Source organism: Naasia sp., from assembly GCF_025465545.1.
Classification (GTDB): Bacteria; Actinomycetota; Actinomycetes; order Actinomycetales; family Microbacteriaceae; genus Naasia.
In genome coordinates this window covers 32,709-46,428 of the sequence record NZ_JAODMK010000007.1, presented here as the reverse complement: position 1 = coordinate 46,428, position 13,720 = coordinate 32,709, and the positions used below count along the sequence as shown (strand labels likewise).

At 71.8% G+C, this 13,720-nt stretch carries 17 protein-coding genes; 2 read left to right on the top strand and 15 right to left on the bottom strand.

Annotated elements, in window-relative coordinates:
- Positions 1-93: 93 nt before the first annotated feature.
- The 4 genes from JWR33_RS01950 to groES form a co-directional block, all read right to left on the bottom strand.
- Positions 94-1,389: an ABC transporter substrate-binding protein gene (locus tag JWR33_RS01950; RefSeq protein WP_297408947.1), complete on the bottom strand. Its 1,296-nt coding sequence runs from the start codon at positions 1,387-1,389 to the stop codon at positions 94-96.
- Positions 1,390-1,532: 143 nt separating this feature from the next.
- Positions 1,533-2,306 (bottom strand): ABC transporter substrate-binding protein, encoded by a 774-nt coding sequence (locus JWR33_RS01945; RefSeq protein WP_297408946.1) that lies wholly within the window; start codon positions 2,304-2,306, stop codon positions 1,533-1,535.
- Between the two features lie 50 nt (positions 2,307-2,356).
- A complete protein-coding gene (gene rarD, locus JWR33_RS01940) occupies positions 2,357-3,298 on the bottom strand; it encodes an EamA family transporter RarD (RefSeq protein ID WP_297408944.1) in 942 nt (313 codons plus the stop codon).
- Positions 3,299-3,391: 93 nt separating this feature from the next.
- The gene (gene groES, locus JWR33_RS01935) at positions 3,392-3,688 is read right to left on the bottom strand and encodes a co-chaperone GroES (protein WP_297408942.1); all 297 of its coding nucleotides are present in this window, start codon (positions 3,686-3,688) and stop codon (positions 3,392-3,394) included.
- Between the two features lie 135 nt (positions 3,689-3,823).
- Between groES and JWR33_RS01930 the strand changes: the two genes are divergently transcribed.
- Positions 3,824-5,008, top strand: coding sequence for a methyltransferase domain-containing protein (locus tag JWR33_RS01930; protein WP_297408940.1), 1,185 nt, complete (start codon positions 3,824-3,826; stop codon positions 5,006-5,008).
- Here JWR33_RS01930 and JWR33_RS01925 read toward each other — a convergent pair.
- The 11 genes from JWR33_RS01925 to glmS all read right to left on the bottom strand — a co-directional run bounded on the left by JWR33_RS01925 (position 5,005) and on the right by glmS (position 12,639).
- A complete protein-coding gene (locus JWR33_RS01925; RefSeq protein ID WP_297408938.1) occupies positions 5,005-5,310 on the bottom strand; it encodes a DUF4190 domain-containing protein in 306 nt (101 codons plus the stop codon). The two genes, JWR33_RS01930 and JWR33_RS01925, sit on opposite strands and share 4 nt — an antisense overlap.
- Before the next feature lie 103 nt (positions 5,311-5,413).
- The gene (locus JWR33_RS01920; protein ID WP_297408937.1) at positions 5,414-5,740 is read right to left on the bottom strand and encodes a DUF4190 domain-containing protein; all 327 of its coding nucleotides are present in this window, start codon (positions 5,738-5,740) and stop codon (positions 5,414-5,416) included.
- 82 nt (positions 5,741-5,822) lie between these two features.
- A complete protein-coding gene (locus JWR33_RS01915; protein WP_297408935.1) occupies positions 5,823-6,191 on the bottom strand; it encodes a hypothetical protein in 369 nt (122 codons plus the stop codon).
- 19 nt (positions 6,192-6,210) lie between these two features.
- Positions 6,211-6,507: a DUF4190 domain-containing protein gene (locus JWR33_RS01910; RefSeq protein WP_297408933.1), complete on the bottom strand. Its 297-nt coding sequence runs from the start codon at positions 6,505-6,507 to the stop codon at positions 6,211-6,213.
- Positions 6,508-6,635: 128 nt separating this feature from the next.
- Positions 6,636-7,700, bottom strand: coding sequence for a tRNA (adenosine(37)-N6)-threonylcarbamoyltransferase complex transferase subunit TsaD (gene tsaD / locus JWR33_RS01905; protein WP_297408931.1), 1,065 nt, complete (start codon positions 7,698-7,700; stop codon positions 6,636-6,638).
- Positions 7,697-8,206 carry a ribosomal protein S18-alanine N-acetyltransferase gene (rimI, locus tag JWR33_RS01900; protein WP_297408930.1) on the bottom strand — a complete coding sequence of 170 codons (510 nt, stop codon included), beginning with the start codon at positions 8,204-8,206 and terminating at the stop codon, positions 7,697-7,699. Before rimI ends, tsaD begins: the two co-directional genes overlap by 4 nt.
- The gene (gene tsaB, locus JWR33_RS01895; RefSeq protein WP_297408929.1) at positions 8,203-8,817 is read right to left on the bottom strand and encodes a tRNA (adenosine(37)-N6)-threonylcarbamoyltransferase complex dimerization subunit type 1 TsaB; all 615 of its coding nucleotides are present in this window, start codon (positions 8,815-8,817) and stop codon (positions 8,203-8,205) included. Before tsaB ends, rimI begins: the two co-directional genes overlap by 4 nt.
- Before the next feature lie 22 nt (positions 8,818-8,839).
- Positions 8,840-9,283 carry a tRNA (adenosine(37)-N6)-threonylcarbamoyltransferase complex ATPase subunit type 1 TsaE gene (gene tsaE / locus JWR33_RS01890; protein WP_297408986.1) on the bottom strand — a complete coding sequence of 148 codons (444 nt, stop codon included), beginning with the start codon at positions 9,281-9,283 and terminating at the stop codon, positions 8,840-8,842.
- Positions 9,284-9,312: 29 nt separating this feature from the next.
- Positions 9,313-10,425: an alanine racemase gene (alr, locus tag JWR33_RS01885; protein WP_297408927.1), complete on the bottom strand. Its 1,113-nt coding sequence runs from the start codon at positions 10,423-10,425 to the stop codon at positions 9,313-9,315.
- Complete coding sequence (locus JWR33_RS01880) at positions 10,422-10,778, bottom strand: holo-ACP synthase (protein ID WP_297408926.1); 357 nt, start codon at positions 10,776-10,778, stop codon at positions 10,422-10,424. Before JWR33_RS01880 ends, alr begins: the two co-directional genes overlap by 4 nt.
- Positions 10,779-10,791: 13 nt before the next feature.
- Complete coding sequence (gene glmS / locus JWR33_RS01875) at positions 10,792-12,639, bottom strand: glutamine--fructose-6-phosphate transaminase (isomerizing) (RefSeq protein ID WP_297408924.1); 1,848 nt, start codon at positions 12,637-12,639, stop codon at positions 10,792-10,794.
- Between the two features lie 81 nt (positions 12,640-12,720).
- Between glmS and coaA the strand changes: the two genes are divergently transcribed.
- The gene (gene coaA / locus JWR33_RS01870) at positions 12,721-13,665 is read left to right on the top strand and encodes a type I pantothenate kinase (protein ID WP_297408921.1); all 945 of its coding nucleotides are present in this window, start codon (positions 12,721-12,723) and stop codon (positions 13,663-13,665) included.
- Positions 13,666-13,720: the final 55 nt, after the last annotated feature.

Genomic DNA, 13,720 nt, shown 5'->3' with positions numbered 1-13,720 from the left:
ACGGCATCCCGTTGGGACAGCGCGTTCCGGCCGTCGAGGGGGACGCGAAACGGGGCCCGGCCGAAGCCGGACCCCGTTCCTGGAGAGTGCTGCCTACTTGGCGGTGAGGTCTCCGAAGACCGAGTCCTCGTACTCCTGCACGTTGCCCTTGGTGTACTTGTAGATGCTCACGTACGCCTGGCTGGGGTCGCCGTTGTCATCGAACGTGACGGGACCGGAGAGGCCCTCGTAGTCGATGTCGCCGCCGTCGGCCAGCGCAGAGGCGCAGTCCGCGAAGCTCTCGCACTTGGTGCCGCCCGCCGAGACGTCCTTGAGGTTGTCCCGGATCGTCGCACCGTCGGTGGCGCCACCGGCGAGCGACGCGAGCGCGATGAGGACAGTGGCGTCATACGACTCCGGCGCGTAGCTGAACACGGTCAGCTCCTTGCCGCCCTGGCTCTTCACGAGGTCCTGCAGCTTGGCCTGGAAGTCCGCGCTGGCCTGAACACCCGGGTTGGTGAACTGCGCACCCGCGATGTCGACGTTGGTGTCCTTGGTCGTGATGACGCCGTAGTTTCCGTCAACGCCGTAGAGCTTCGAGAAGTCGAAGTTCTTGCTGGCGAGCTGCTCGGAGATGCCCTTGATCTCGTCATAGGAGATGACGAGGACGGCGTCCGGGTTCGGCGCGAGCACGTCGGTGACGGCGCCGGCGAAGTCGCTGGCTCCCTCATCGAACGTGACGTCGGCGACGACCTCGACGCCCTGTGCGGTGAGGGTGTCCGAGACGTTCTTGTTCAGGCCGATGCCGTAGTCGTTGTTGGCGTAGAGGACCGAGACGGTGGTCGCACCGTCGGCGGCGATCTTCTGGCCGACGACCTGGCCCTGCAGCACGTCCGAGGGAGCGGTGCGGAAGTAGTAGCCGTCGTCCGCGTAGTCGGTGAAGGCGGGAGACGTGTTGGCGGGCGAGATCTGCACCACGCCCGCGCCCGCGATCTGGTCGATGACGCTGAGCGAGACACCCGAGGAGGCGGCACCCACGATGGCGGTGACGTTGTCGGCGAGCAGGGAGGTCACCGACTGGGTCGCGATGTCGGTGCTGGTGTCGCCCGAGTCCATCTGCGTGACGTTGGCGGTGATGCCCGCGCCGGCTGCGTTGATGTCAGCGATGGCCAGGTCGACGCCCGCGATCTCGGGCGGGCCGAGGACGGCGAGGGTGCCGGTCTGCGGCAGGATGGTTCCGATGTTGAGTGTCAGGTCGCTGCCCGCGGCGGCGGGCGCGCTGCTGCTCCCGGAACCGGACGGGGCGCAGGCGGTCAGCACGATCGCGCTGACGCCGAGCACGGCAAGGCCACCGAGTGCCGACTTGAGAGTGCGTGAGCGGGAGGACCCACCCGTGGTGAATACGCTCATTCTTCTCCAATGAGTAGGGAAGTGGAACGCGGCCGGTGCTCGGTCGCGAGTGCCCAAGGTATGTCGGATGGGGACCAGGAACAATTCCGCAACGTTACAGCCGTGTTTCGTGACGCAGTCGTTATAGAGCGGACGCACCGCGGTCAGCCCGCCACCGATGTGCGGACCGTGCCCGTGACCCCGCCGTAGGAGATGTCCTGCGCCTCGTCCAGGGCGGCCGCGCATTCCCCGAAGGAGCCGCAGGGCTCGCCTCCTGCGGCGGTCGCCGAGAGCTGCGACGCGATGGAGCGGCCACCGTCATCGTGTGCCGCGACGGCGGCGAGGACGGCGAGCACCGCGGCGTCGTACGCCTCCGCTCCGGTGCGGGGATAGTCGAGGCCAGGGTCCGAGGAGGTGAGCCGGGCGAGGAAGGCGGCATCGGGATCCCAGGCGGATGGGGCGTCGTCGGCGACCCGGGAGACGCCGGCCAGGTACGCGGAGGAACGGCCTGCGCCCGTCGGGGACACGAGGGGGATCCGCGCCGCTTCGGCAGCGGGGACCAGAGCCTCGGCGAGGTCGTCGGCGGATGGGCCGATCACGACATCGGCGCCCGCGTGGGCCAGCTCGGCGAACGCGGCGGACGCCGCCTGCACGGTGGCGCCCGAGTCGCGGAGGACGAGCTCGAGGGGGACGCCGGAGAAGCCGCCCGCCTCGTTGATCTCCCGGAGCGCCAGCTCGATCCCGGCGGACTGCGGCCTGCCCTCGTTGCGGAGGTCGCCGGTGAGAGGGAGCAGGGCGCCGATCCGCAGCACCCCGTCGCCCGATGGTGCCACCGGCGTCGCGGTCGGCGGGGGCAGCGGGACCGCGCCCGCGGAGCAGCCGGTGAGAACGACGGCGGCCAGCGCCAGCGCACCCGAGATCCCCGCCGTCCCTCTCACCTGGCGACCTTAACGGGCGGCCGCCCTCGGCTGTTGGAGCCACCCCGGGATCAGAAGGATGCGGCGGGCTCCAGGACGGCGGGCCGGCGCACCGTGCGGAGCAGATCGATGCTGAGCACGACCAGTGCGACCCAGACGAGGGCGAACCCGATCCAGCGCTCGGGCGGCATCGCCTCGTGCAGCAGGAGGACGCCGGCGAGGAACTGCAGCACGGGCGTCACGTACTGCACGAAGCCGAGCGTGGACAGCGGAAGCCTCCGGGCCGCGGTGGCGAACAGGAGCAGCGGAACGGCGGTCATCGGGCCTACCCCGATGAGCAGCAGCAGGTTGGCGGGGCCGGCGCTGCCGAAGGCGAGGCCCGGCCCGGCGGCGACCGCGAGCAGGATGCCGATCGAGGGCACCGTGAGCCAGGCGGTCTCGATGGCGAAGCCGCTGAGGGCGTCGACCGCACCGCCCAGTCGCTTCTTGAACAGGCTGTAGACGGAGAACGAGCAGGCCAGGCCGAGGGCGATGAACGGGAAGGTGCCGTGCCCGATCACGAGCACCAGCACGGCAAGCCCGCTGATGCCGACCGCCCACCACTGCAGCGGCCGTAGCCGCTCCCGCAGCACGAGCACGCCGAGCAGCACGGTGACGATCGGGGTGATGAAGTAGCCGAGGGACGCCTCGACCACCTGACCGCTCACGGAGGCGATCACGAAGATCTGCCAGTTGGCGAAGACGAAGACGGCGGCGGCCGCGAGGGGGATGACGAGCCGCGGCTGCCGGACGATGCCGAGGAGGCGGCGCCAGGATCGGCTGACAGTGAGCAGGAGTGCGCAGACCACGACCGAGAAGACGATGCGCCAGGCCACGATCTCGAACGGTCCGGCGGGCGCCAGGGTGAGGAAGTAGAGCGGAAGAGCGCCCCAGAGGAGATGAGCGGCGACCGCGGCGAGGAAGCCGGTGCGAGAGGCGTGCTCCGTCTCGTCCACCCGGCGCACCTCGGTCATCGTGTCGAGTCTAGGCGGGAGTTCGGCCGAGGGCCGTCCGGGGAACGACGAAGGGCCCGGTCCTCAGACCGGGCCCTTCGACAGGAGGATCGCTCAGCGAACGACGACCGCGAGAACGTCGCGAGCCGACAGCACGAGGTAGTCCTCACCACCGAACTTGACCTCGGTTCCGCCGTACTTCGAGTAGATGACCTTGTCACCGACCGCGATGTCGAGGGGGACGCGGTTGCCGTTGTCGTCGATCCGACCGGGACCGACGGCGACGACCTCGCCCTCCTGGGGCTTCTCCTTGGCTGTGTCGGGGATCACGAGCCCCGACGCGGTGGTCTGCTCGGCCTCGACCTGCTGGATGACGATGCGATCCTCGAGCGGCTTGATGGAAACCGACACGGTTGACCTCTTCTTTCTTGACCTTCGACGTGGTTAGCACACGGACCAGCGGAGTGCTAAGTCCGAGTCTAGGGGCTGGCCTGGCACTCCTGCAATGCGAGTGCCAGACGTGGAGCACGGTCTAGCGTGGAGCGTGTGCAGGAGACGGACGTGCTGGAGCTGCTCTCCGCAGAAGGCCTCCGGCTCCTCGACGCACTCCCACCGTACCGGTCGGGCCAGGACGTGCTGCGCCTCTCCTCGGAGCTCCGCCGCGCCGGCCACTCCCCGGCCCTCGTGGCGAGCGTGCTGACCCAGGCGCGCCTGCGCGAGCGAGCGCGCGACAAGTTCGGCGACTTCGCGACGCGGATGCTCTTCACCCAGGCGGGACTGGAGCAGGCCACTCGGCTGCCGGTGGCTGCACTGCATGCGGGACGCTATGCCGCGGCCGGTGTTGCGCGGGTCGTCGACCTCGGTTGTGGCATCGGCGGTGACGCGATGGCTCTGGCAGCACTCGATCGTGAGGTGCTGGCGGTCGACCGCGACCCGGTGACGGCCACCGTCGCCGCATACAACCTCGCGCCGTTCCCCGCGGTCCGCGTGCAGGTCGGCGATGCGGAGGACGTCCTCCTCGAGGACGGCGCGGGGGTCTTCCTCGACCCCGCCCGGCGAATGCCGGACTCCTCGGGTGGACGGCGGGTGGGCGCCGACGAGTGGTCGCCGTCCCTCGACTTCTGCTTCGCGACGGCCGAGAGGCACGCCACGGGCATCAAGCTCGCGCCGGGCTTCGATCGGGGCCGGATCCCGGAGGAGACCGAGGCGCAGTGGGTCACCGTGGACGGCGAGACGGTCGAGCTCACGGTGTGGTCGGGCGCGCTCGCCCGGGCGGGCATCACGAGGAGCGCGGTCGTGCTGGGCGCTGGCGGCTCGGCCGAGCTGACCGCCCCCGGGGACTCCCCCGACGAGCCGGTCGTCCCGCTCGGCCGGTATCTCCACGAGCCGGCCGGGTCGGTGATCCGTGCGCGCCTCGTCGGCCGGCTCGCCCGAGACCTGGGCGCCGGCATGCTCAGCTCCGGCATCGCCTACCTCACCGGCGACGCGCCCGCGTCCTCCCCCTTCGCGGCGAGCTTCGAGGTGCGGGAGGTGTTCCCCCTCGACGAGCGGAGGATCGCCCGCGAGCTGCGAGCGCGCGGCATCGGGCGGCTCGAGGTGAAGAAGCGCGGAGTGGACATCGATCCCGCGACCTTCCGCAAGCGGATGGCACTCAAGGGCGACGCCGAGGCGACCCTGATCCTGACCCCCGTCGCCGGGCGCCGCAGCGCCGTGCTGGCGAGCCGGCTCTAGCCCGGAAGGGTCACAAGCGGCGCCAGCACGGCGAAGTAGAGCACAGCCAGGGCGCACTCCAGCAGGAGGCCGAGGGCGCCGAGAACGACTGCCGCCCGGGCGAGCCCCGTGCCTCTCGCGCCCGACCGCCGGATCCGCACCACCGCGAGCCAGCCGAGCACGACGCCGACGAGCGAAAGCCCGAACAGAGCGGCGAGGAACCCGAGCACCGCGAGGACATCCACCGGGGGACGGGGCTCGGGAGCCTGCTGCACCGCCGGAGCGAAGGCCGCAAGGCCGGGAGTCCCGAATTCGTCGGCCACCGCCCCGGACCCGGGCGTCGCCGGCTCCGGTCGGCCGGCTGGGGCGGACCCACCGCGGTCAGTGCTTCCGGCGGTCGCACGGTCGGACGCGTCGAGCGGGCCGTCAGACGTAGGAGGGCCCCGACACGGCGAGCCAGAGGAAGGGCAGCACGACGGCGGCCAGCAGCACCATCGCCACGATGAGGCCGACGGCGACCCCGACATAGCCCAGCACGAGGCCGGTTCTCGCGAGCGTTCGACCGGCCGGCTCCCGGCGCAGGGCGAGGTGCCCGAGCACGATCGCCGCGATCGAGGGCGCGCCGAGCATCGACCAGCCGACGACGATGCCGAGGATGCCCAGCACGAGCGCGGTGATGCTCATCCCCTGCGGGGCGGCGGGACCGGGGGCGGTGGGGCGCGGCGCATAGAGCGACGGAATGGGTTCGGTCATCTGGCGCCTCCTCGACGGACGCCTCGCCCGCCTGCCCGCGAGATGCGGGCGAGGCGGACGAGACGGTTGTTCGGAAGCAGGCTCAGGACGTGCTGTAGCTCGTGCCCGCCAGGACGATCGAGAAGATCGTGAGGCCCGTGAAGATGAGGGCACCGATCAGGCCGAGGAAGCCGCCGACGAGGCCGATGATGCGCATCCAGGCCGGAGCCGTCTTCTCGCGGGACATCGCCATGAAGCCGGTGATGATGGCGGCGACGGCGACGAGGAAGCCGAGGAACGGGATCCAGGAGAAGACGAACGCCGCGATGCCCAGGATGAACGAGGTGAGGCTCAGCGTCTGCTTGGGCTTCGGCCCCGCCGCGCCGGTGTACGGCGACTGGGCGGAATAGGCGGGCTGGGCCGAGTAGGCCGGCTCCTGGGGGGGAACGGGGGGAAGGTTGGCGTCGGTCATGTTCTGTGCCTTTCGTATTTCAGGAGGTGGTGATGGCGCCGGAGGACGCGAGGCTTGCGAAGAGGGAGATCCAGATGATGATGGCGATGATGCCCGCGACGATGCCCGCATAGCCGAGGATGAGGCCCGCGATGGCGAGGCCGCGCCCCTTCTCCCCGGTCTTCTTGATCTGGCCCAGGGCGATGTGGCCGGTGATGATCGCGGCGAGGGACACGAAGAACGCGGTGACGAGCGAAATGATCGCGAGGACGTTGTAGCCCGGCTCGACGGACCCGGTCGCCGCGTACTGCGGCGCGGAGGAAACGGGCTGGCTCATGGTTCGGGGACTCCTCGAAGTCGGATTCACAGCAACACCGAAGGTTCGGCGGGCGGTGCCATAGTGACAGCAGTGACAGGGGCTGTCAATCACTGGGAAACCGTGTCGGATCGGGGCTTCCGGCCGGCTCAGACGACCTGCACGTGGGTCACGGGCAGCGTCGAATCGGCACCGAAGGCGAGCCCCGACGGAGGGTGCCCGGCGGCGACCAGGCGCGCGCCGACCGAGGCGATCATCGCGCCGTTGTCGGTGCACAGCGACAGCGGCGGGATGCGCAGCGCGATCCCCGCCGCGGCGCAGCGCTCCTCCGCGAGCGCGCGGACCCGGGCGTTCGCGACGACGCCTCCGCCGAGCAGCAGCCGGGAGGTGCCCGTGTCCAGGCAGGCGGCGACCGCCTTGCTGAGGAGCACATCGGCCACCGCCTCTCGGAAGCTCGCGGCGACGTCGGCGACGGGCACGGGCTCGCCCGCATCGGCGCGCTTCTCCACCCACCGGGCGACGGAGGTCTTGAGCCCGGAGAACGAGAAGTCGTAGCGGTGCCGCTCGAGGTCGCGGTGCTGCGTCAGGCCGCGCGGGAAGCGGATGGCGGTGGGGTCGCCCCCACGGGCGGCGCGATCGATCTCGGGTCCGCCGGGGTAGGGCAGCCCGAGGATCCGGGCGACCTTGTCGAAGGCCTCCCCCGCCGCGTCGTCGATCGTCTCTCCGAGCAGCTCGACGTCGTCGATGAGGTCGCGCACGAGCAGCAGGGAGGTGTGGCCGCCCGACACGAGCAGCGCGACCGTTGGCTCGTCCAGCCCCGGTGACGGCGGCTCCCCCGTCGGCCGCAGCAGGTCGGCACCCACATGGCCGATCAGGTGGTTGACGCCGTAGAGCGGCTTCCCGGACGCCACGGCGAGGCCCTTCGCGGCGCCCACACCGACCATCAGCGCCCCTGCGAGCCCCGGGCCGGCCGTGACCGCGATCGCATCGAGATCCGCCACAGCGACGCCCGCCGTGTCGAGAGCGGCGCGCAGGGCCGGCTCGAGAGCCTCGAGATGCGCCCGCGCCGCCACCTCGGGCACCACGCCGCCGAACCGGGCGTGCTCCGCCATCGACGACGAGATGATGTTGGCGAGCAGCTCGCGCCCGCGCACGATGCCGACGCCCGTCTCGTCGCACGAGGTCTCGATGCCGAGGACCAGGGGCGCACTCATCGCGGCAGCCCGCTCTCCGGCGAGTCGGTCGCCTGGGTGGTGCCGGGCGGCACGGCGTCGCGCCGCATCACGAGGGCGTCCATTCCGCCGGGGTAGTACCGCTTGCGCACGGCGATCTGCTCGAAGCCGAGCGAGCGGTAGAGGTGCTGCGCGCCGTCGTTGTCCGCGCGGACCTCGAGGAACACCCGCTCGGCACCCCGCCGGTCCGCCTCCGCGAGCAGGGCGAGCATGAGGGCCCTGCCGAGGCCCCGGCGGCGGGCGGTGTCCGCGACCGCGACGGTCTGGACGTCCGCGTCGCCCGAGCCTCGTGGCGCGAGCAGACCCGCATAGCCGTCGACCGCGCCGCCGCGTTCCGGGTGCACCGCCACGAGGTAGCAGGCGTTGGGGTCCGCGACCTCGCGGCGCATCGCCCGCTCCGACCAGGCGTCCTCCGGGAAGGTGGCGTCCTCGATCGCCATGATCGCGGGCACGTCGGCGTCCGTGGCTCGGCGCAGCAGCCAGGTCATCCCGTCACCCGCTTCGGTGCGGCGAGAGTGACGTCCGGAGAGCGCAGGTAGAGCGGCTCGAGACCGGTGCTCGCGCGCCCCGAGGCTCGAAGGCGCTCGGCGAGCAGCCCGAGGGATTCCGCCGGGACCTCCGTCGCATCGATCCTTCGCCCCCCGGCCGGAACCGCGTCGGGCTTGGCCACCGCGGGGCCGGCGACCCGCCGCGGCACCCCGAGCTCGTCGAGTCCCGCGTAGTGCGACCAGTACAGCTCGCGCCGGCGCGCGTCGGTGGTGACGAGGAGCTCGCCCCAGCCGCCGCCGGCATAGTGGGCGAGGGCGATCGCGTCGTGGCTCACGACGCCCACCACCGGCTTTCCCGCCGCGAGCGCGAACGCCCGGCCTGCGGCGATGCCGACGCGCAGACCGGTGAAGGGTCCCGGGCCGAGCCCCACGGCGACGGCCGACAGAGCGGAGACGTCGGCGCCGGACTCGGCGAGCACCTCGGCGAGCAGCTCGCCGATCACCTCCGCATGCCGGAGTGGGTCGAGGACCGAGCGGGACGCGAGGACCCCGTAGTCCCGATCGACGACGGCGACGCTCGTTCCCGCCGAGCTGTCGATGGCGAGGAGCACGCGTCCAGCCTACGAGTGCGGATCAGGCGGGCGGACCGTCGGTCCACCGCGGTCCCGTGCCGGTCATCGTGACGGTGCGCGGCTCTCCCTGCTCGTCGCCGTCCTCGCTCCCCCCCTCGGTCGGCCGCTCGATGTCGATGCGGAGCAGCGACGGCGAGATCCCGTCGAGCAGCCCGTCGCCCCACTCCACGACGACCACCGAGTGGGGATAGTCGATGTCGAGGTCGTCGAGCTCGAGGGCGGAGGACAGCCGGTACGCATCCACATGGACCAGCGGGGGCCCGCCCACCGTGGAGGGGTGGGTGCGGGCGAGGACGAAAGTGGGGCTCGTCACGGGCCCGCGCACGTGCAGGCCCTCGCCTATCCCGCGCACGAGGGTCGTCTTGCCCGCCCCGAGCGGCCCGGTGAGCACGACGAGGTCGCCGGCCTCGAGGCCGGCGCCCAGCCGGACCCCGAGCGCGTGCATGTGCTCGGGCGTCGCGATGTCGAGCACGGTCACGAGTAGGTCCGCTGCACCCGGGGGCCGATCCTCGTGACGATCTCGTAGTTGATGGTGCCGGCCCAGTCGGCCCAGTCGTCGGCGCCCGGGCACCCCGATGCGGGGTCTCCGAAGAGCACGACCTGGTCGCCGACGGAGACGGCGGACTCGCCGACGTCCACCACCAGCTGGTCCATGGCGATCCGGCCGCGCACCGGGTGCCGGCGGCCCCCGATCTGCACCTCGGCCCGGCCGGACGCCGCCCGCGGAACTCCGTCCGCGTAGCCGAGGGGCACGAGGGCGAGGCGGGTGGGGGCCTCGGCGCGCCAGGTGTAGTCGTAGGAGACGCCGGCGCCCGCGTCGATCTCCCGCACAGCGGCGACCCGGGAGCGCAGGGTCATGGCGGGGCGGAGCCCGAGCTCCCCCGCGGAGGCGTCGCCGAACGGGCTGAGCCCGTAGGCGCCGATGCCCAGCCGGACCAGGTCGAAGCGGGTCTCCGGCCGCCGGATCGCGGCAGCGGTGCTCGCGAGGTGCCGCAGCTGCGGCTCGAGCCCGGCGTCGGCGGCGAGGGTGAGGGCGGTCCGGAACGAGTCCAGGGCCGCGGCGTCGTCCTCGGGAGACGCGTTGGAGAGGTGCGAGAAGATTCCCCGCACCCGGAGCAGGCCGGCGCGCTCGAGCAGCGCGGCCCGCTCGAACGCGGCGGGCCAGTCGGCCGGCGAGAGGCCGTTGCGGCTGAGCCCGGTCTCCACCTTCAGCTGGACCGCGGGCGGACCCGCGGCATCGGCATCGGCGACCGCCTCGAGCTGGTCGAGGGTCGAGACGCCGATGTCGATCCCCGCCTCGATGGCCGGCCGGAAGTCGGCGTCCGGGTCGTGCAGCCAGGCGAGAACGGGGGCGCCGATTCCGGCCTCCCGGAGCGCGAGACCTTCGGCCAGGTCGGCGACGCCCAGCCAGTCGGCGCCGCCCTCGAGCGCCGCCCTTGCGGCGGGAGCGGCACCGTGGCCGTAGCCGTCCGCCTTCACCACGGCCATCGCGTGCGGGGTCCCGGCCGCCCGGACGAGCCGGGCCACGTTCTCGGCGATGGCGCTGAGGTCCACCGCCGCCTCGCGCAGCGGCCTGCCGTCGTTCACGTGCGGGACTCCGCGATCACGAAGGCGCAGGCGACTCCGCCGTCATGGGACAGGGACAGATGCAGGTCGGTGATGCCCCGCGCCGAGAGCACCCGGGCCGCCTCGCCGGAGACCGCCAGGGACGGGTTGCCCGAGTCGTCCGCCACGACGACCATGTCGTGCCAGCGGAACCCCGTGGAGTCGCCGACCGCCTTGATCAGAGCCTCCTTGGCCGCGAAGCGCGCGGCCAGCGAGGCGGTCGAGCGCCCCCGTTCGCTGTCAGCGAACAGTCTCGCCTCAAGGGCTGGGGTGCGGGCGACCGCGCGCTCGAAGCGGGCGATGTCGACCATGTCCACGCCGATGCCGATGATCACCGACCTGCGCCCGTCACTCGACCGTGACGGACTTCGCCAGATTGCGGGGCTGGTCCACGTCGAGGCCCTTCGCCGCCGCGAGCTCCATCGCGAAGATCTGGAGCGGGGCGACGGCCAGCAGCGGCTCGAAGAGCGGGGCCGCGAGGGGGATCCGCAGAACGTCGTCGGCGAACGGGAGCACCGCGACGTCGCCCTTCTCGGCGATCGCGATCACGTGCGCGCCCCGAGCGCGGATCTCCTGGATGTTGGAGACCACCTTGGGGTGCAGCACGCCGCCCTGCCGGGGGCTCGGCACGACGACGAACACGCGCTGCCCCGGCTCGATGAGGGCGATCGGGCCGTGCTTGAGCTCGCCCGCGGCGAAGCCCTCGGCATGGATGTAGGCGAGCTCCTTGAGCTTGAGCGCCCCCTCGAGTGCGATCGGGTAGCCGACATGCCGGCCGAGGAAGAGGACGGAGCGGGTGTCGGTCATGTTGCGGGCGAGTTCGCGGATCTCCGGACCGGAGCGCAGGACGATGGCCAGCTTGTCCGGCACGGCCTGCAGCTCGGCGAGGTTCGTGGCGAGCTCGGCGGCGCTGAGGTGTCCGCGGAGGGCGCCGAGGTGCAGCCCGAAGAGGTAGAGGGCGGCCACCTGGGCCACGAACGCCTTGGTGCTCGCCACCGCGACCTCGGGCCCGGCATGCGTGTACAGCGCGGCATCCGACTCCCGGGCGATCGTGGCGCCCTGGGTGTTGCAGATGGAGAGGGTGGCCGCGCCGCGCTCCTGGGCGTACTTGACGGCCATCAGGGTGTCCATCGTCTCGCCGGACTGGCTGATGGAGACGACCAGCGTGCGGGGCCCGATCACCGGGTCCCGGTAGCGGAACTCGTGCGAGAGCTCCACGTCGGCCGGGATCCCCGCCCACTTCTCGATCGCGTACTTGCCGAGCATGCCCGCATAGGACGCCGTCCCGCAGGCGAGCAGGAGCACGCGGTCGACGTCGGCGAGCACCCCCGCGAGCGGTTCCAGCTCGGTCAGCTCCACCGCGCCGTCGACGATGCGCCCGCGGAGGGTGTTCGCGATCGCGTCGGGCTCCTCGCTGATCTCCTTAGCCATGAAGCTCGACCAGCCGCCCTTCTCGGCGGCGGCCGCATCCCAGGACACGTCGAACGGCTCGGTCTCCACCGGGTTGCCGAAGAAGTCGGTGACCTCGATGGAGTCCGGGCGTATCGTCACGATCTGGTCCTGGCCGATCGCGACGGCCCGGCGGGTGTGCTCGACGAACGCGGCGACGTCGGAGCCGAGGAAGTTCTCGCCGTCGCCGAGCCCGATCACGAGCGGCGAGTTCCGGCGGGCGCCGACGACGACGCCGGGCTGGTCCTGGTGCACGGCGAGCAGGGTGAACGCGCCGTGCAGGCGGTCCACCACCGTGCGGAAGGCGACGGTGAGGTCGCCTGCGGCGCGATACTCGCGGCCGAGGAGCACGGCGGCGACCTCGGTGTCTGTCTCGCTCCGGAACTCGTAGCCCTCCGCCAAGAGCTCCTCCTTCAGGACGGAGAAGTTCTCGATGATCCCGTTGTGGATCAGCGCGAGCTTGCCGTCGTCGCCGAGGTGCGGGTGAGCGTTGCGGTCGGTGGGGCCGCCGTGGGTGGCCCACCGGGTGTGGCCGATCCCGGTGACGCCATCGGCGATAGGCGAGGACGCGAGGTCATCGATGAGCACGTGCAGCTTGCCCGCGCGCTTGTGCGTGACGAGGGTGCCTGTCGGGTCGATGACCGCGACGCCCGCCGAGTCGTAGCCGCGGTACTCCAGCCGCCGCAGACCCCCGATGAGCACCTCGAGGCTGGGGCGATTCCCGACATAGCCGACGATTCCACACATGGGGGCAATTCTAGGTACCCCCTCCCCGGCGCCGGTCCAGGCGGCCCGGCCCGGCCCGCGGCCGACACTACGCTGGGCAGGATGTCCGAATCCGGCTCCTCCGCGAGCGCAACGCCGTTCCTCGAGGTCGCCCGGGCACGGTGGGCGGAGCTCGCGCCGAGCGCCGGGCTCCCGCTGGCCGAGTCCGACCTGGTTCGCCTGCGCGGCCTCGGGGAGCCGCTGGACGCCCGCGAGGTGGCGGATGTCTACGTGCCGCTGAGCAGGCTGCTGAACCTCTATGCGACCGGGGTGCGGCGGCTGCAGCAGGAGACCAGCGCGTTCCTCGGCGAGCGGGAGGAGAAGGTGCCGTTCGTGATCGGCATCGCCGGCTCGGTCGCGGTCGGCAAGTCGACCGTCGCCCGCCTGTTGCGCGAGCTGCTCTCCCGCTGGCAGGGCACCCCCCGGGTGGAGCTCGTGACCACCGACGGCTTCCTGCTGCCCAACGCGGAGCTCGAGCGCCGCGGCCTCATGGAGCGCAAGGGCTTCCCCGAGTCCTACGACCGGCGCGCGCTGCTGCGCTTCCTCAGCCGGGTGAAGAGCGGAGTCGGCGAGGTGCGCGCACCGTTCTACTCGCACCTCAGCTACGACATCGTGCCGACCGCCGAGATCGTTGTGCGCAATCCCGACGTGCTCATCGTCGAGGGGCTCAACGTGCTGCAGCCGCCCGTGCTCGGCTCACGCCTGGCGGTCAGCGACCTCTTCGACTTCGGCATCTACGTGGATGCACGCACCGCGGACATCTCGCGCTGGTACGAGGAGCGGTTCCTGCGACTCCAGCGCGGCGCCTTCGCCGACCCGAAGTCGTACTTCCACCGGTTCGCCTCGCTGAGCGAGGACGAGGCGCGGGCGCGGGCACAGTCGCTCTGGACGGGCATCAACGAGCCGAACCTCGTGCAGAACATCCTGCCGACCCGGTCCCGCGCCTCCCTCGTGCTGCGGAAGTCCGGTGACCACAGCGTCCGGTCGGTGCTCATCCGCAAGCTCTGAGCCGCGGACTTCCTGCGGCGCCGCGTTCCGGCGGATGGACGCAGTCGGAAGTGGC

Bases quoted from the DNA above. Each gene is read 5' to 3' on its own strand.
- rimI (WP_297408930.1), bottom strand. From the start codon at position 8,206: ATGACCTGGCTGCTGCGCCGAGCCACGGACGCCGACGTGCCCGCGATC.
- glmS (WP_297408924.1), bottom strand. From the start codon at position 12,639: ATGTGTGGAATCGTCGGCTATGTCGGGAATCGCCCCAGCCTCGAGGTG.
- JWR33_RS01920 (WP_297408937.1), bottom strand. From the start codon at position 5,740: ATGACCGAACCCATTCCGTCGCTCTATGCGCCGCGCCCCACCGCCCCC.
- tsaE (WP_297408986.1), bottom strand. From the start codon at position 9,283: ATGCACGCGCTCGGGGTCCGGCTGGGCGCCGGCCTCGAGGCCGGCGAC.
- JWR33_RS01950 (WP_297408947.1), bottom strand. From the start codon at position 1,389: ATGAGCGTATTCACCACGGGTGGGTCCTCCCGCTCACGCACTCTCAAG.
- JWR33_RS01910 (WP_297408933.1), bottom strand. From the start codon at position 6,507: ATGAGCCAGCCCGTTTCCTCCGCGCCGCAGTACGCGGCGACCGGGTCC.
- coaA (WP_297408921.1), top strand. From the start codon at position 12,721: ATGTCCGAATCCGGCTCCTCCGCGAGCGCAACGCCGTTCCTCGAGGTC.
- rarD (WP_297408944.1), bottom strand. From the start codon at position 3,298: ATGACCGAGGTGCGCCGGGTGGACGAGACGGAGCACGCCTCTCGCACC.
- tsaD (WP_297408931.1), bottom strand. From the start codon at position 7,700: ATGAGTGCGCCCCTGGTCCTCGGCATCGAGACCTCGTGCGACGAGACG.
- JWR33_RS01915 (WP_297408935.1), bottom strand. From the start codon at position 6,191: ATGACCGACGCCAACCTTCCCCCCGTTCCCCCCCAGGAGCCGGCCTAC.